This window comes from Enterobacter sp. MGH 37 (genome assembly GCF_000534515.1).
GTDB lineage: Bacteria > Pseudomonadota > Gammaproteobacteria > Enterobacterales > Enterobacteriaceae > Enterobacter > Enterobacter kobei.
In genome coordinates this window covers 1,089,606-1,105,185 of the sequence record NZ_KI973205.1, presented here as the reverse complement: position 1 = coordinate 1,105,185, position 15,580 = coordinate 1,089,606, and the positions used below count along the sequence as shown (strand labels likewise).

Sequence of the window (15,580 nt, the reverse complement as noted above, 5' to 3'; positions counted from 1 at the left end):
TTTGCCTGTTCGCGCACTAACATAGCTGAAACCTCAGCAAAAAGGAGTTACCGATGAAACTGTTCTACAAACCGGGCGCGTGCTCTCTTGCTTCCCATATCACCCTGCGCGAGAGCGGCAAAGATTTCACGCTCGATGGCGTTGATCTGATGAAAAAGCGTCTGGAGAATGGCGATGATTTCCTTGCCATTAACCCGAAGGGACAAGTTCCAGCGCTGTTGCTGGATGACGGAACTCTGCTGACAGAAGGCGTTGCCATCATGCAATTCCTGGCGGACAACGTACCGGATCGCCAGCTTCTTGCCCCCACCGGCAGCATTGCACGTTATAAGACCCTGGAGTGGTTAAACTATATCGCTACCGAGTTACATAAAGGCTTTACTCCCCTGTTCCGCCCGGATACGCCGGAAGAGTACAAACCGACCCTGCGCGCGCTTCTTGAGAAAAAGCTGCAGTATGTAAACGCGTCGCTGAAAGACGATCAGTGGATTTGTGGTTCCCGTTTCACGATTGCCGATGCCTATCTGTTTACCGTGCTGCGCTGGGCGCGGGCGGTTAAGCTCAATATGGAAGGGTTAGACCATATTACATCGTATATGACCCGTATGGCGGAGCGCCCTGCTGTGTCTGCGGCGCTGAAAGCGGAAGGTCTTAGCTAATATCGCCCGGCGGCGCTTCGCTTGCACGGGCGTACGGGTTTTGTAGGCCGGGTAAGCGCAGCGCCACCCGACATCGTTTAAAGCCGGGTGGCGCTGAAATAGTGCTCCGGCTTCGCAATACGATCCTGTGCCGCGACGACCTGAAGTTCATATTCCTGCATCTCTTTCGTCGCAATCATGATTTCGTACACCGCCGCAGTCACATGCTCAAGCGCGTCTCTGACCGTTGCACCCTGCAGCAGTTTCACCAGCAGCAGACCGCTGGTCACATCCCCCACTCCCACTGGCTGACGCAGGCCAAAATCCACCAGCGGACGGCTAATATGCCAGGCGTCATCTTTCGTCACCAGCAGCATCTCAAAACGCGACTGGCTCAGCCCGGAGCGGGCGAGATGTTTTACCAGTACAATCTCTGGCCCCTGGGCTATCAGCTCGCGAGACGCGCTTACCGCCTCTTCTACGCTGTTAACCGTGTGCTCGCAGAGGATCTCCAGCTCAATAAGGTTTGGCGCAATGATATCGCTGGCAGGCAGCGCATGGCGAACGTGAAACTCTGCAACACCGGGCGCTACGATACAGCCTTTCTCCGGGTGTCCCATGACGGGGTCGCAGAAGTATTTTGCCGCCGGGTTCGCTGCTTTCACCTGACGCACAATGCCAAGGATGTGCTCCCCCTGCTCGGCTGAGCCCAGATAACCGCTCAGAACGGCGTCACAGCGTTTGAGCTGGTCAATATCCGCAATGCCCTGAACCACCTCGGTGAGGTGCGAGGGCGGCATCACGCAGCCGGCCCATTTACCATACTGCGTGTGGTTGGAAAACTGCACGGTGTTGAGGGGCCAGACGTTAGCACCGAGGCGGCGCATCGGGAATTCCGCTGCACTGTTGCCCGCATGGCCAAAAACAACGTGGGACTGAATGGCGAGGATGTTCTTCATCTTTTTCTTACCAAACCCTGAAAAAACAAAAAGGGCGTGGTTTCCCACGCCCCTGGAGACTGTTAATTATTTCCAGCAAACAAGGCAGTAATTTTTCTTACCGCGGCGCAGCAGCGTGTAGCGTCCATACAGACGGTCGCCATCAACGAAGGTGTATTCCGGGTCAGCCTGTTTCTCACCGTTGATGGTGATCGCGTTAGACGCGATGGTTTTACGCGCCTGTCCGCGAGACGGCTGCAGCTCGGAGTCCACCAGCGCCTGCATCAGGTCAGCCCCTTTTTCCATCTCAACCATCGGCACGCCGTCCTGCGCCAGCTGTTCGAAGTCCGCTTCGCTCAGATCGCTCAGCGTACCGTTGAACAGGCTTGCCGTAATGCGTTTCGCCGCCGCCAGACCTTCTTCACCGTGAACCAGTTTGGTCACTTCATCGGCCAGCACATACTGTGCACGCGGTGCTTTACCGCTGTTTTTGTCTTCTTCTTCCAGCGCATTGATGTCTGCAATATCCATGAAGGTGAAGAACTTCAGGAAGCGGTAAACATCGGCGTCCGCCGTGTTGATCCAGAACTGGTAGAATTTGTACGGACTGGTTTTCTTCGGATCCAGCCACACCGCGCCGCCTTCCGTTTTACCGAATTTGGTGCCATCTGCTTTGGTGATCAGTGGAACCGTCAGGCCGAAGACCTGGTTCTGGTGCAGGCGACGGGTCAGGTCGATACCGGACGTGATGTTACCCCACTGGTCAGAACCACCAATCTGCAGGGAAACGCCATGCAGTTTGTTCAGGCAAGCAAAGTCATAGCCCTGCAGCAGGTTATAGGAGAACTCGGTAAAGGAAATACCCTGATCGTCACGGTTCAGGCGCTGCTTCACCGCTTCTTTGTTAATCATCTGGTTAACAGAGAAGTGCTTGCCAATATCACGCAGGAAGGTCAGCACGTTCATGCTGCCAAACCAGTCATAGTTGTTGGCAGCAATGGCAGCGTTATCGCCGCAGTTGAAGTCGAGGAACGGGGCAACCTGTTTGCGGATCTTATCCACCCACTCCTGCACGGTATCTTCGGTATTCAGTTTACGCTCAGCGGCTTTAAAGCTTGGATCACCAATCAGACCGGTTGCACCACCCACCAGAGCAACAGGCTTATGGCCCGCCATCTGGAAGCGTTTCAGGCATAACAATGGAACAAGATGCCCCAAATGCAAGCTGTCAGCGGTGGGATCGAAGCCGCAATAGAGCGCGATCGGGCCTTGCGCCAGTCGCTCTGCTAACGCTTCCTCGTCCGTCACCTGGGCCACGAGGCCCCGCTCTTGCAATTGTTTAATCAAGTTACTGCTTGCCATCAAATTCTCCATGTATAAACGACTGCACCTTTGCCGGTACACGACTTTTCGCCTGATGCGAAAGGACCATAGAATAAAGCGCAAGCGCGGTGTGCGCTAGCGCTTAAATCAACAAATTTCGGGGATTACGGTGCCAGTCTGTCGATTTTCCAGCCGCCATTCTCGCGCTGGTATAAAAAGCGGTCGTGCAGGCGATGTTCACCGCCCTGCCAGAACTCAATCTGCTCAATCGGGATACGGAAGCCGCCCCAGAAGCTTGGCAGTGGGATTTCCCCCTGCTGGAACTTCTGTTTCAGTTCCAGGAACTTGCTCTCCAGGACACCGCGGGCAGAGATTCGGCTGGACTGTTTTGAAACCCAGGCACCAATCTGGCTGTCACGCGGACGGCTGTGGAAATATTTCACCACTTCAAGGGTCGAGAGACGTTCCGCTTTGCCGGTGACCATGACCTGACGTTCCAGCATGTGCCAGGGGAACAGCAGGCTGATGCGCGGATTGTTTTCTAAATGGTGCGCTTTGCGGCTGCCGAGGTTGGTATAAAACACCAGCCCTTTCTCATCATAATGCTTGAGCAGGACGATGCGCTGATACGGTTGACCGTTTTCATCTACCGTTGCGACAACCATGGCCGTTGGGTCGGCCAGTTTCGCTTCACAGGCCTGTTTCAGCCAGCGTTCAAAAAGCACGATGGGTTCAGCGGGAAGATCCTGGCGACGCAGGCCGCCTTTGGTGTATTCACGGCGCAGATGCGCAATTTGCTGCAGTTCGTCGTTATCTGACATGGCGTTAGCTGACGTTGAGTTTGGGTGGCGCTATTGTGCGCCGCCCCTGTAAAAATCTCAACGCTTCGGATTTTCAAGCTGGCAATTGTTCAGCACGATGCGGTCGCGTTTGTAGACCGTGGCGCTATCCCCTTTCGACCAGAAGACGTAGATACCGTCGGAATAACGTGCCCCGGAGGCCGACATGCCCTGCTTGAGGGTCAGCAGTTTATTGTCATAAACAAAACTGGCTTCCTGACGTGGATTATTCAGCTTCACGGTCAGCGGTTTTTCATCGCAGCGATACTCCAGCGTATCGGTCTGCATACGCTCAAGGAACTGGTTGTAGACGCTGCATCCTGACAGCAATAAAGGCGCGACAATAAGAAGAATTTTTTTCATGGGCGTATTCCGAAGACTTTCCTGGTCCTGGAGGGCATGGCTGCCCTCCTGTTTCATTCCATTCTAACGACGAGACGCCGCGCTGAATTTCAGTTAACTCTGATTATGACGAGGATTTGCCGGGTAAATCGCCCCGAGGACGCTGGCCTCGCGCGCGCCGGTCACCGACGGTAAATTACCCGGAAGCCCGGCGATGGTGCGCCAGGCAAGCCAGGCGAAAGCCAGCGCTTCCATATCATCCCCACTGATACCCGCCTCGTCTGTCGTCGTCACTTCCGTCCCCGGCAGTAACGCGGCCAGACGCGCCATCACCAGCGGATTTCGGCTTCCACCGCCGCACACCAGCAGGCGTTCGCATCCGCCGCTGAGAAGTACCTGCTCAGAGATCGACACCGCCGTTAATTCGGCAAGCGTCGTCTGGACATCTTGCGGAGCCAGTGCCGGGAATGGCGCCAGCTGACGTTCAAGCCAGCCAACGTTGAAGTATTCACGCCCCGTGCTTTTCGGCGCCGGTAAAGCAAAGTAGGGATCGCTGAGCATCGACTGCAACAGCGGGAGAATCACTTTACCCTCGCTCGCCCACTCGGCGTTTTTATCATAGGGTTGCCCGCACTGCCGCCAGATCCAGGCATCCATTAACATATTACCTGGACCGGTATCGTAGCCGCGGACAGGCTGCCCGGGAATGAGCATTGACAGGTTGGCAATTCCGCCGATATTCAGCACCATCCGGCGTTCTGAAGGGTGTGCCAGCAGCGCCTGATGGAAAGCGGGCACCAGCGGTGCCCCTTGGCCGCCAAGCGCAATATCGCGACGACGGAAATCGCCGACGACCGTGACGCCCGTCTTCGCCACAATCTGGTTGTTATCACCGATTTGCATCGTATGCGGCGCATCACCAACCGGCTCATGCCAGACGGTCTGTCCATGGCATCCGATGGCAACCACATCCTGCGGTCGAAGATTTTCTTTTTGCATTAACGCCTGTACCGCATCAGCAAACAGTGCTCCCAGGCGGACGTCAAGTTGCCCTAGCTGAGAGAGCGTCAATTGCTGCCCCTGACAGATACTCAGAATATCCTCTTTCAGTGAAATGGGAATGGGCCAGGTCAGGCTCGCCTGCTGAGCGACCATACGTTCATCAATGGCGGCCAGAACGACATCTACCCCATCCAGACTGGTGCCCGACATCACACCAATGTAGCGACCCGATTTCATGCGCTTTCCTTACGTTGCGTGGGCTAAGGTTATCCACTCAACCATAAACAGCACGGCTTTGCCATCCAGCGATAATATTTTTTAACAATGTCATGCGGGTGACATGAGCAGAACCTGTTTATGTCTCGTTAAGTCAAATTCAAGTACAATTTTCTTATTGTTAGTGCAAAGATATGAACTATGGCCCCTTATGCCATATAATTTAGCCATAACGGATGCCTCCAATTGGGCGTTTTTGGTGAACAGGAGATTCAAATGATTGTACGTGTACTGGGCGTTTCGCTGATTGGTTTAACCCTGGCTGGCTGTGTGAATGACAGCTCACTGTCTGGCGACGTTTACAGCGCTTCTGAAGCAAAACAGGTTCAGAGCGTGACTTACGGTACCGTTGTTAACGCCCGTCCTGTACAAATTCAGGGTGGCGATGACAACAACGTTATGGGCGCAATCGGCGGTGCTGTTCTGGGTGGTTTCCTCGGGAATACCGTTGGCGGCGGTACAGGCCGTTCTCTGGCGACCGCTGCGGGCGCTGTGGCGGGTGGTGTTGCAGGCCAGGGCGTTCAGGGTGCAATGAACAAAACGCAGGGTGTTGAGCTGGAAATTCGTAAAGACGACGGCAGCACCATTATGGTTGTTCAGAAACAGGGGAATACCCGTTTCTCTGCTGGTCAGCGTGTCGTGCTGGCAAGCAACGGAAGCCAGGTGACCGTTTCCCCACGTTAATTAAAACGGGATGTGGCTATCAGGCCACATCCCTTTACAATATATATCATTTTAATGAATATATTTACAAAATATATTCACCCCACCCATTATTTACCCCACCGTATATTGTTTCTGCGCAAAGTAATTATTGTTTCAATTGATTAGACTCTTCGCTATTACCTCCTGTTCATTCATCTTTAATTATTTAAAAAAATTTATATGCTTGCGAATCGTCTTACCGTAAAAGGTCGTTATCTCTCGTTCTGTTTCGGTTGTGTTATTGTCATCGGAATATTACAGGGTTTATTTTCAAAACTGGTTGAATGGGTACCTTCCTTTTCGCCGCTGTTGTTCCCCACGCTCACCATTTTTTTACTGGTATTTCACCTGTTTATTGCCTGTTTTATGGCAATGAAATACTGGTGTGATAAGAGGCGTCTGTATCTGGTTGCCATCGCTTTTGCCTTTGCCGGTTCGGCATTGCTGATGGTTGGAACGCTGTCCAGTTTTCCCGCCTGGCTGGATCTCTACCAGTTCAACGTCGTGAACTATAACGATGCGATGATCTACTATATGTTCCGCCATCTCATCATGGCGGTCCTGTTCATCGCTTCGGCCCTGCTGTTTCCCCTGCGTAATCAGCCCCTTTCGCGGCTGACGCATATCGCTATCGTCAGCACGACATTTCTTTTTACTGCCGGTGGCGTGATGGTGGCGTGGATGTATTCCAGCCATTTTGATTTTTTATCCCTCGATCTGGTTGATAATGAAACGCGGCAGTTTATGGTTCTCTGGAGCCACAGCATTAATATTTCTTTAATTGTCCTCTGGGTGGTGACATTAGCAACGCTGATGTTTATGACGCGCGTACGTAATCTGTTCTGGGTGACCGGTAATTTTCTTTGTGTCTGCTATATCGTCACGCTCTTGATGCTGTTATTGGGTGGGCATGCCGAAGACATATCGTGGTATCGTGCACGGTTATTTGAAACCGTCGCCACGCTGCTGATTATTTTTGTTCTGCTCTGCGATGTCTTCAGCTTGTACCGTGAATCGCATTCAAAGTATCAACAGTCGTATCAGAATTCGATTCGCGATCCGCTTACGCGCCTGTATAACCGCAGCTATTTTTATGAATCGTTAAATCAGGCGCTGGCTGTCGCAAAATCCAGCCGCCCTGTTTCGGTTATCGTCAGCGATCTCGATCGCTTCAAGCGCATCAACGACAACTATGGTCACCTGCAGGGGGACAAAGTCTTACAGTTTGTCGCCAATCTGCTGGTGGATTCCGTGCGCCCGCAGGACATCGCGGCGCGTATCGGTGGTGAAGAGTTTGTCCTGATGCTGGCAAATACCCCTTCAGACGCAGCATGCCAGGTGGCGGAACGCATACGGCTGAAGCTGAGCAGCTTTGATAAAACCACCAGCGAAGGTCAGCTACCGGAGCCCATTACCATCAGCATGGGTGTGTTTACGGCAACATCATCGTCCGTGACCGCAGAGGAGTGCGTGGAAAGCGCCGATAAAGCGATGTATGAAGCGAAAGAGACTGGCCGAAACCGCGTCGTTGTCTTTAGGTAGGAAAAAGGCCTTGCAGATGCAAGGCCTTGTTGTCTGGTCAGTCGCGAGACTGCAGCTCGTGGATGTTCTGCTCAAGGCGAGAAATGAGGCTGATGAGCATTTCCAGCTCCGCCGGTGAAACGCCTGAAAGGATTTCACCGCGCGTTTTGGTAATCACAGCTTCCATTTCGGTAATAATGGGCGCTGCTTTCTCAGTGAGTTTAATCCGCTTGGCGCGACGATCGCTGGCGCAGGTTTGCCGGGAGATCAGCCCCTTCTCTTCCAGTTGATCAAGCGTACGCACCAGCGACGGTTGCTCAATACCTATCGCTTTTGCCAGTTGAATTTGCGACTGGTCAGGCGGCAACTGATGAATGTTGTGCAGCGTGACCCAATGCGTCTGTGTCAATTCCAGAGGTTTCAGGCGATGGTCAATCAGAGCACGCCAGACGCGTACCAACCTTGCCAGATCAGAACCTAATGGCGATTCCAATTTCATCTCCTTATAATTAGCTTGCTAAGTTATTATACTGATTTTAGAATAGTGTGCAGCATTTGTATTGGCAAAACAAATGCAATACTGCATTCATCTAACTCAAAAGTATGACTTACACTGAATTCTGATGCTTCTTTATACTCAGACAAGCCAACGCGGCATTCTGTTCACTGCAAAGGATCTCTGCTTGTGACCTTTTTTCATCGCTCAGAGGGTTTACCCCTCCAGGACCTGATCTTCGGTGCGTCAGTCTACTTTCCTCCCCTGTTTAAAGCCGTGCTGGTGGGCTTTATCCTCTGGCTCGTTGCGCACCGCCTGCTTCGCGACTGGATGTATTCCGGCGAAATCTGGCATCCCATGTTGATGGATCTCTCCCTGTTCGCCCTCTGTGTCAGTCTGGGCCTTGCTGTTTTGACCGTGTGGTGAATATGCCTCTGAAAACGCTGAAGTACTTTTCCACCCTGTTTGTCCTGGTCCTCGCGCTGATCGCCGGCTGGTGGCTCTGGAATTTTTATATGCAGTCCCCCTGGACGCGTGACGGCAAAGTTCGCGCCGAGCAGGTCAGCATCACCCCGCAGGTGTCGGGAAGTATTACCACGCTCCTGGTGAAGGATAACCAGTATGTTAAAAAGGGAGAGGAACTGTTCCGTATCGACGATACCCCCTACCATATTGCCGTTCTGAATGCCCAGGCGCAGCTGGCGAAAGCCCAGTCAGACCTGGCGAAGGCCAATAACGAAGCCAATCGCCGCCGTCACTTATCGCAAAACTACATCTCAGCGGAAGATTTGGATACCGCCAACCTTAACGTCAAGGCCATGCAGGCAAGCGTCAACGTAGCCCAGGCGACGCTTAAGCAGGCACAGTGGGAACTGACCCAAACCGTGATTACCGCACCTGTAGATGGATGGGTGACTAACCTCTCTGCCCGGGTGGGTAACTACGCCACCACCGGCCAGCCTGTTTTTGCCCTTGTCGACAGCCACTCCTTCTACGTGGTGGGCTATTTTGAAGAGACCAAGCTTCGCCACATTCGCGAGGGTTCACCTGCGGCCATTACCCTTTACAGCGGTTCGCAAACGTTACAGGGTCACGTCTCCAGCATCGGTCGCGCCATTTACGATCAAAGCGTTGAAACGGATTCCGGCCTCGTACCGGACATAAAGCCGAACGTCCCCTGGGTGCGCCTGGCTCAACGTGTGCCTGTGCGCGTGGAGTTTGACCGTTTACCCGAGGGCATTACGCTAGTATCCGGCACCACCTGCACCGTCTCCATCGGAAGCCGTTAATGAAGCTGCAGGCGCTCTCCTGGCAAAACACGCCGTGGATGAAAGCGACGCGTCCTCAGTGGCGCTACGCGCTGCGTAATGGCATCGCCATGTGTCTGGCGCTGACGGTCGCCTATTACCTGAATCTTGACCAACCCTACTGGGCGATGACCTCAGCCGCGGTGGTGAGTTTCCCTACCGTTGGCGGAGTGATCAGCAAAAGCCTTGGCCGCATCGCGGGGAGTCTGTTAGGCGCCACCGCGGCGTTAATTATCGCGGGGCATACGCTGAACGATCCGTGGCTATTCCTGCTGAGCATGGCGGTGTGGCTGGGATGTTGTACCTGGGCCTGCGCCCATTTTACCAATAACGTGGCCTACGCTTTCCAGTTAGCGGGCTATACCGCGGCCATCATTGCCTTCCCGGTCGTCAATGTGCTCGATACCACCGAACTGTGGGATATTGCACAGGCGCGCGTCTGTGAGGTGATTGTCGGGATCCTCAGCGGCGGGTTTATGATGATGATCCTGCCCAGCACCTCCGACGGTACGACGCTGATTACCGCGCTGAAGACCATGCATACCCGGTTGCTGGAACATGCAAGCCTGCTGTGGCAACCGGATACCAGTGATGACATCCGTCTCGCGCATGAAAAGGTTATCGGGCAGATCCTGACCATGAACCTGTTGCGCATACAGGCTTTCTGGAGTCATTACCGTTTTCGTCGTCAGAACACGCTGCTCAACTATTTGCTGCACCAGCAGCTGCGTATGACCAGCGCCATCTCCAGCCTGCGCCGGATGCTGCTCAACTGGCCAACGCCCCCTGAAAATACCCGCGCCGTCATTGAGACGCTGCTCGCGACGCTTGCGCGTCCGGACGCGGATATTTACACCGTCGCGAAGATCATCGCCCCGCTCGCCCCGACGGATGAGTATGATTATCGCCATCGCGCATTCTGGCAGCGCCTGAATTACTTTTGCCGGTTATATCTGCGCAGTAGCCGCTGGATTAACGCCGTCGAGAATGCCACGCCGGTAACGGAATTTAATGTCCCCGGCAGCCCGGCTCTCGCCCGACATACCGATTATCTGGAAGCACTGTGGAGTGGTTTTCGCACCTTTTGTGCGCTGACGCTGGTTGGGGCGTGGAGCATCACCACGCAGTGGGAATCCGGTGCCGCGGCCCTGACGCTTGCCGCCATCAGCTGCGTGCTTTACTCCGTCGCGGCCTCGCCGTTTAACTCTCTTACGCTACTACTGCGCACGCTGGTACTCCTGTCATTGTTCAGTTTCGCCGTGAAGTTTGGCCTGATGGTGCAGATAAGCGATCTCTGGCAGTTCCTGCTGTTCCTGTTTCCGCTGTTAACGACGATGCAACTCCTCAAGCTGCAAATGCCGAAACTGGCGGGCCTGTGGGGCCAGCTGATTGTCTTTATGGGCTCGTTTATCTCCGTGACGAATCCGCCGGTGTATGATTACGCCGATTTTCTCAATGATAACCTGGCAAAGATCCTGGGCGTGGGGCTGGCATGGCTCGCATTCGCGGTATTACGTCCCGGCTCTGATGCACGTAAGAGCCGACGACATATCAGGGAATTACGCAGAGGGTTTGTCGACCAGCTCAGCCGCAAACCGCATCTGCGTGAAAGCGAGTATGAATCGCTGGTGTATCACCATGTCAGCCAGCTCAACAACAGCCATGACGCGCTTTCCCGCCGCTGGCTGCTGCGCTGGGGCGTGGTGCTGTTGAACTGTTCGCATGTGGTCTGGCAGCTTCGCGCATGGGAAACGCGGTCCGACCCGCTGTCGCAGGTGCGCGATGTTTGCATTTCCCTGCTACGCGACGTGATGAGTGAACGCGGTGTCCAGCAGCGGCCTCTGGAGGTCACGCTGGCTGAACTGCAACGGATCTGCGATACCCTCGCGCATCACCATCTTCCCGCAGCCCGTGATTTAGCCTCAATCATCTGGCGCCTGCACTGCTCGCTGTCGCAGCTGGAACAGGCTCCCCCACCTGGCACCATTGGAGATCAGATCACGCCGCAGGCATAACGTGCCCCGCCGCCGCCAAGCGGTTTAGGCTGATCGGACATGTTATCGCCGCCCACATGGATCATCAGCGCTTTGCCTTTTACTTCATCGAGTTTTTTCAGGCGCGGGGCCACGACCGGATCGGTGGCTTTACCGTCATTGTTCACCACCAGCACCGGCAGATCGCCAAGGTGCCCCATACCGTCTGGCCCTTCATGTTTGCCTGAATGTTGCGGATCGAGATGCCCCCCGGCGGCTTCCGCCGCGGACGGTTTACCCTCTTTCATGGCAGGCTGGCAGCTTCCTTTGGCATGAACATGAAAGCCGTGTTCGCCGGGCGGGAGTGCTTTGAGATTGGGCGCGAATTCCAGCCCCTTGTCGGTCTCAGTGATTTTCACCGTCCCGATAGACTGACCCACACCCTGAGAGGTGACGAGATTCATTTCCACTTCGTCGCTGGCTGCCTGCGCTCCTGCGCAAACAACCAGCGTGACCAATGCCAGAGCAAAACGCTTCATATGACCTCCGCGGGTTATTTTTTGCCCCTTAAGTGTATACCAGAGGCAAAGATTTCACCGGAAAGTCAGATTATGGCGGTTTAAGGCACGTCGTAACCCAGCGCGGCTTTGCGGATGCGGAACCACTGCTGACGTGTCATCTCCAGCTCTTCCGCGGCCAGTGCGGAACGAACGCGTTCGATTTTTCCGGAGCCAATAATCGGCAGCGGTTTTGACGGCAGACGCAGGATCCACGCATACACCACCTGTTCAATGCTCTCCGCGTTCAGCTCACGGGCGATGGTTTCCAGTTCATTGCGCAGCGGCTGGAACGCCTCATCATTAAACAGGCGTCCGCCTCCCAGGCAGGACCAGGCCATCGGGCGAATACGCAGCTGTTGCAGCTGGTCGAGCGTACCGTCCAGCAGCAGCGGCTGATGGACAGGGGAAATTTCCACCTGGTTAGTGGCCAGGGTAAACGGCAGCCGAGACTGAAGCAGTGCAAACTGTGCCGGGGTAAAGTTTGAGACGCCGAAGTGACGCACTTTCCCACTCTGATGCAGATGCAGGAAGGCTTCCGCCACCTCATCGGCGTCCATCAGCGGGTCTGGGCGGTGAATCAGCAGCAGGTCGATGCGATCCGTCGCCAGATTGACCAGCGACTGCTCAGCGCTCTTGATGATATGCGCGCTGTCGGTGATGTAATGGCCGAGGGCGTGCTCAGGTTTTGCCGTGGTGGCAATCCCACACTTCGTGACGATCTCCATGCGGTCGCGGAGTGCCGGAACAAGCTTGAGCGCCTCGCCAAATGCGGCTTCACACAGGTAGCCACCGTAAATATCCGCATGATCGACGGTCGTGACCCCTAAATCGATATGCTCTTCAATAAAGCTCGCCAGCTGGAGGGGGGACATATTCCAGTCCATCAGGCGCCAGTAGCCCATCACAAAACGGGAGAATTCTGGCCCCTGGGGGGCAAGGGTAATTCGCTGAACCATAACATTTTCCTCAAGGACGTGATGTCATGAGTATACGCAATTACCGTGTTAAAACAGTGAAGGTTGCTGAGGTTCTTCGGTCTCAGCGGCTTTGTTTGCGCGGATTTTGCGCAGAAGTCGCTGCCGGCACAGCCGGAGCACCTCCTGTTTTTGCGTGTCGCTGAAGTTTTGCCAGTTAAAGCGCTCGTCACGGGTGCGCATGCACCCGCGGCAATATCCGCGTTCATCTACCTGACAAATACCCCGGCACGGGCTCTGGATGGGGAAAAACTCCAGTTGCTCTGCCACACTGACCTCCGCATGACCACTCTCATCTACAGTGAAGACGCTAAACGCGTCAGGTGCAAGGGCTTTACCACAGTTTTGTGGCATTAAGGTTTCACTAATCTTCCCTCTCTATACTCAGCCCATCATCATAAGAACAGGTTTTTCGATCGATGCAGTTAATCAAAAAGTTACAATGTAACGATATTAAATTTACTCTGGGCTGTGCACTCTTTTTTACCCTACTGAACGGGCTGTTTATCCAGCGCAGCTGGGCCATTATTGCCCCTTCTCATCTGCACGACATTCTCTTTGCCGCGTCCGTGCCGGTGGTGCTGTTTTGTGGCTGGGTAATTGTTTTTAGCCTGCTCAATATCCCGTACATCCGTAAGCCGCTGCTGATCGTTTTAACTGTCGGTTGCGCTGCGGCAACCTATTTTATGTATACCTACGGCGCGGTCATCGATCAGAACATGATCGTCAACGTGTTCGAAACCAACTCTCAGGAAGCCACCGCCCTGGTGACCCCGCAGATGATTCTGTGGATTGTTGTTGCTGGCCTCGTGCCCTCCGTGGTGCTGGCTCTCACCCGAATTCGTACCGGAAAATGGTGGTACGCGCTGCTGACGCGCGTAGCCGCGATGCTGGGCGCTCTGCTGGTGATCATCCTGATTGCCGCACTGTTTTATAAAGATTACGCGTCGCTGTTCCGCAATAACAAAAGCATCGTCAAAATGGTTACCCCGGCGAACTATGTCAGCGCCGTGGTGAAGTACAGCAAAATGCGCTGGTTTGCCGGCGATCAAACGCTGGTGCGCATTGGCGAAGATGCGCATAAAGGCTCGCTGATTGCGGGTCAGCAAAAGAAAACCGTTCTGGTGCTTGTCGTCGGCGAAGCCTCTCGCGCGGCAAACTACTCCCTGAACGGTTACGGGCGCGAAACCAACCCCGAGCTGAAAAAGCAGGACGTGATTAACTTCCCGCAGGCCTCTTCATGTGGCACCGAAACCGCGGTTTCCGTTCCCTGCATGTTCTCCGGCATGACGCGCAGCAAATACGATGCCGACCTGGCTCGGCATCAGGAAGGGCTGCTTGACGTGCTCAGGCACGCGGGCGTCAACCTGCTGTGGCGCGATAACGACGGCGGCTGTAAAGGCGCCTGCGATCGCGTGCCTCATACCGACATGACGCAGTGGAATCTGGATCAGTTCTGTAAAGACAAATCCTGTATTGACGATGTGAACTTCTACCGTCTGGACAACGTGCTGGATGGCGTGAAGCAAGATACGGTGCTGGTTATCCACCTGATGGGCAGCCACGGTCCGGCGTACTATCGCCGTTACCCGGACAATTTCCGTAAATTCACCCCAACCTGCGACACGAACGAAATTCAGGATTGCGATCATCAGGCGCTGATGAACACCTATGACAACACCATCCTGTATACCGACAGCATGGTCAGCAAAACCATTGACGCACTGAAAGCCCGTCAGGCGAACATGAACACCGCCCTGATTTATTTGTCAGACCACGGTGAATCGCTGGGTGAAAGCGGTATTTACCTGCACGGTACGCCATACATGCTGGCACCCGAGCAACAAACGCACATCCCGTTTATGTTCTGGCTATCGCCGGATTATGCAAAAAACTTTGGCATCAACGCGCAGTGCTTACGCGACTATGCGGCAAAAAATGCGGTTTCGCAGGACAATTTATTCTCAACGGTGCTGGGTATGATGGACATTAAATCAAAGGTTTATCAACAGCAGCTGGATATTCTGAATGGGTGTCGGCAGTAAACAGGCTTGCATTAGACCGAACGGTCTATTAGAGTGAGGCCATGAGCAGAAATACTGAACACGATACCCGCGAACATCTACTGGCGACTGGCGAGCGGCTCTGCATGCATCGCGGTTTCACCGGCATGGGGTTAAGTGAGCTATTAAAAACCGCTGAGGTACCGAAGGGGTCGTTTTATCACTACTTCCGGTCCAAAGAGGCGTTTGGTGTGGCGATGCTGGAGCGGCACTATGCGGGCTACCATCAGCGTCTCGCGACCCACTTCGCCACGGGTGAAGGTAACTATCGGGATCGTGTTCTTAACTACTATCAGGAAACGCTGAATCAGTTCTGTCAGCAGGGCATTATCAGCGGATGCCTGACGGTAAAACTGTCTGCCGAAGTGTGCGATCTCTCCGAAGATATGCGCACGGCGATGGATAAAGGTGCCAGCGGTGTTATCGCCCTGCTGGCCCAGGCGCTGGAAAAAGGCCGCAATGAAAAAACGCTGGCCTTTTCGGGTGAGCCTCTGACTCAGGCGCAGGTGTTATACGCGCTATGGTTAGGCGCTAACCTGCAGGCCAAGATTTCGCGCAGTGCCGTGCCGCTGGAAAGCGCGCTGGCACATGTGAAAAACACAATTACTGCGCCTGGCATTTAA

General features: G+C 54.3%; 17 protein-coding genes. 8 read left to right on the top strand and 9 right to left on the bottom strand.

Annotated elements, in window-relative coordinates; all coding sequences use genetic code 11:
* Positions 1 to 53 precede the first annotated feature (53 nt).
* Complete coding sequence (gene gstA / locus L383_RS18405; protein ID WP_023332818.1) at positions 54 to 659, top strand: glutathione transferase GstA; 606 nt, start codon at positions 54 to 56, stop codon at positions 657 to 659.
* A gap of 77 nt (positions 660 to 736) precedes the next feature.
* On the opposite strand, the gene pdxY is transcribed toward gstA, so the two are convergent.
* The 5 genes from pdxY to anmK form a co-directional block, all read right to left on the bottom strand.
* The gene (pdxY, locus tag L383_RS18410; RefSeq protein WP_023332817.1) at positions 737 to 1,597 is read right to left on the bottom strand and encodes a pyridoxal kinase PdxY; all 861 of its coding nucleotides are present in this window, start codon (positions 1,595 to 1,597) and stop codon (positions 737 to 739) included.
* Between the two features lie 66 nt (positions 1,598 to 1,663).
* The gene (tyrS, locus tag L383_RS18415; protein ID WP_014883572.1) at positions 1,664 to 2,938 is read right to left on the bottom strand and encodes a tyrosine--tRNA ligase; all 1,275 of its coding nucleotides are present in this window, start codon (positions 2,936 to 2,938) and stop codon (positions 1,664 to 1,666) included.
* Between the two features lie 125 nt (positions 2,939 to 3,063).
* Complete coding sequence (gene pdxH / locus L383_RS18420) at positions 3,064 to 3,720, bottom strand: pyridoxamine 5'-phosphate oxidase (RefSeq protein ID WP_023332816.1); 657 nt, start codon at positions 3,718 to 3,720, stop codon at positions 3,064 to 3,066.
* Positions 3,721 to 3,777: 57 nt separating this feature from the next.
* Complete coding sequence (gene mliC, locus L383_RS18425) at positions 3,778 to 4,101, bottom strand: C-type lysozyme inhibitor (RefSeq protein ID WP_014883571.1); 324 nt, start codon at positions 4,099 to 4,101, stop codon at positions 3,778 to 3,780.
* Positions 4,102 to 4,194: 93 nt separating this feature from the next.
* A complete protein-coding gene (gene anmK, locus L383_RS18430; protein WP_014883570.1) occupies positions 4,195 to 5,319 on the bottom strand; it encodes an anhydro-N-acetylmuramic acid kinase in 1,125 nt (374 codons plus the stop codon).
* A 255-nt stretch (positions 5,320 to 5,574) separates the two neighbouring features.
* On the opposite strand from anmK, the gene slyB reads away from it, so the two are divergent.
* A complete protein-coding gene (gene slyB / locus L383_RS18435) occupies positions 5,575 to 6,042 on the top strand; it encodes an outer membrane lipoprotein SlyB (RefSeq protein WP_014883569.1) in 468 nt (155 codons plus the stop codon).
* Between the two features lie 201 nt (positions 6,043 to 6,243).
* Entirely contained in the window at positions 6,244 to 7,605 is a 1,362-nt protein-coding gene (locus L383_RS18440) for a sensor domain-containing diguanylate cyclase (protein ID WP_023332815.1), read from the top strand.
* 37 nt (positions 7,606 to 7,642) lie between these two features.
* On the opposite strand, the gene slyA is transcribed toward L383_RS18440, so the two are convergent.
* Positions 7,643 to 8,083 carry a transcriptional regulator SlyA gene (slyA, locus tag L383_RS18445; protein ID WP_032628878.1) on the bottom strand — a complete coding sequence of 147 codons (441 nt, stop codon included), beginning with the start codon at positions 8,081 to 8,083 and terminating at the stop codon, positions 7,643 to 7,645.
* Positions 8,084 to 8,269: 186 nt separating this feature from the next.
* Here slyA and L383_RS18450 point away from each other — a divergent pair, with 186 nt between their 5' ends.
* From L383_RS18450 to L383_RS18460, 3 genes are read left to right on the top strand one after another with little or no spacing between them, the layout of a single operon-like run.
* Positions 8,270 to 8,506 carry a DUF1656 domain-containing protein gene (locus L383_RS18450; protein WP_014883567.1) on the top strand — a complete coding sequence of 79 codons (237 nt, stop codon included), beginning with the start codon at positions 8,270 to 8,272 and terminating at the stop codon, positions 8,504 to 8,506.
* 2 nt (positions 8,507 to 8,508) lie between these two features.
* Complete coding sequence (locus L383_RS18455; RefSeq protein ID WP_014883566.1) at positions 8,509 to 9,369, top strand: efflux RND transporter periplasmic adaptor subunit; 861 nt, start codon at positions 8,509 to 8,511, stop codon at positions 9,367 to 9,369.
* Positions 9,369 to 11,402, top strand: a complete 2,034-nt coding sequence (locus tag L383_RS18460; RefSeq protein WP_023332813.1) for an FUSC family protein — start codon at positions 9,369 to 9,371, stop codon at positions 11,400 to 11,402. Before L383_RS18455 ends, L383_RS18460 begins: the two co-directional genes overlap by 1 nt.
* On the opposite strand, the gene sodC is transcribed toward L383_RS18460, so the two are convergent.
* The 3 genes from sodC to L383_RS18475 form a co-directional block, all read right to left on the bottom strand.
* Positions 11,381 to 11,899 (bottom strand): superoxide dismutase [Cu-Zn] SodC, encoded by a 519-nt coding sequence (gene sodC, locus L383_RS18465; RefSeq protein ID WP_014883564.1) that lies wholly within the window; start codon positions 11,897 to 11,899, stop codon positions 11,381 to 11,383. The genes L383_RS18460 and sodC overlap by 22 nt on opposite strands.
* Before the next feature lie 80 nt (positions 11,900 to 11,979).
* Entirely contained in the window at positions 11,980 to 12,876 is an 897-nt protein-coding gene (locus tag L383_RS18470; protein ID WP_014883563.1) for an aldo/keto reductase, read from the bottom strand.
* Between the two features lie 48 nt (positions 12,877 to 12,924).
* Positions 12,925 to 13,164 carry a DUF1289 domain-containing protein gene (locus L383_RS18475; RefSeq protein WP_014883562.1) on the bottom strand — a complete coding sequence of 80 codons (240 nt, stop codon included), beginning with the start codon at positions 13,162 to 13,164 and terminating at the stop codon, positions 12,925 to 12,927.
* Between the two features lie 149 nt (positions 13,165 to 13,313).
* On the opposite strand from L383_RS18475, the gene eptA reads away from it, so the two are divergent.
* Both eptA and L383_RS18485 read left to right on the top strand, forming a co-directional pair.
* Complete coding sequence (gene eptA, locus L383_RS18480; protein WP_023332812.1) at positions 13,314 to 14,939, top strand: phosphoethanolamine transferase EptA; 1,626 nt, start codon at positions 13,314 to 13,316, stop codon at positions 14,937 to 14,939.
* Between the two features lie 41 nt (positions 14,940 to 14,980).
* Entirely contained in the window at positions 14,981 to 15,580 is a 600-nt protein-coding gene (locus tag L383_RS18485; RefSeq protein WP_014883560.1) for a TetR/AcrR family transcriptional regulator, read from the top strand.

Coding starts and splice junctions, on each gene's coding strand:
- gstA (WP_023332818.1), top strand. CDS start 54: ATGAAACTGTTCTACAAACCGGGCGCGTGCTCTCTTGCTTCCCATATC.
- pdxY (WP_023332817.1), bottom strand. CDS start 1,597: ATGAAGAACATCCTCGCCATTCAGTCCCACGTTGTTTTTGGCCATGCG.
- tyrS (WP_014883572.1), bottom strand. CDS start 2,938: ATGGCAAGCAGTAACTTGATTAAACAATTGCAAGAGCGGGGCCTCGTG.
- pdxH (WP_023332816.1), bottom strand. CDS start 3,720: ATGTCAGATAACGACGAACTGCAGCAAATTGCGCATCTGCGCCGTGAA.
- mliC (WP_014883571.1), bottom strand. CDS start 4,101: ATGAAAAAAATTCTTCTTATTGTCGCGCCTTTATTGCTGTCAGGATGC.
- anmK (WP_014883570.1), bottom strand. CDS start 5,319: ATGAAATCGGGTCGCTACATTGGTGTGATGTCGGGCACCAGTCTGGAT.
- slyB (WP_014883569.1), top strand. CDS start 5,575: ATGATTGTACGTGTACTGGGCGTTTCGCTGATTGGTTTAACCCTGGCT.
- L383_RS18440 (WP_023332815.1), top strand. CDS start 6,244: ATGCTTGCGAATCGTCTTACCGTAAAAGGTCGTTATCTCTCGTTCTGT.
- slyA (WP_032628878.1), bottom strand. CDS start 8,083: ATGAAATTGGAATCGCCATTAGGTTCTGATCTGGCAAGGTTGGTACGC.
- L383_RS18455 (WP_014883566.1), top strand. CDS start 8,509: ATGCCTCTGAAAACGCTGAAGTACTTTTCCACCCTGTTTGTCCTGGTC.
- L383_RS18460 (WP_023332813.1), top strand. CDS start 9,369: ATGAAGCTGCAGGCGCTCTCCTGGCAAAACACGCCGTGGATGAAAGCG.
- sodC (WP_014883564.1), bottom strand. CDS start 11,899: ATGAAGCGTTTTGCTCTGGCATTGGTCACGCTGGTTGTTTGCGCAGGA.
- L383_RS18470 (WP_014883563.1), bottom strand. CDS start 12,876: ATGGTTCAGCGAATTACCCTTGCCCCCCAGGGGCCAGAATTCTCCCGT.
- eptA (WP_023332812.1), top strand. CDS start 13,314: ATGCAGTTAATCAAAAAGTTACAATGTAACGATATTAAATTTACTCTG.
- L383_RS18485 (WP_014883560.1), top strand. CDS start 14,981: ATGAGCAGAAATACTGAACACGATACCCGCGAACATCTACTGGCGACT.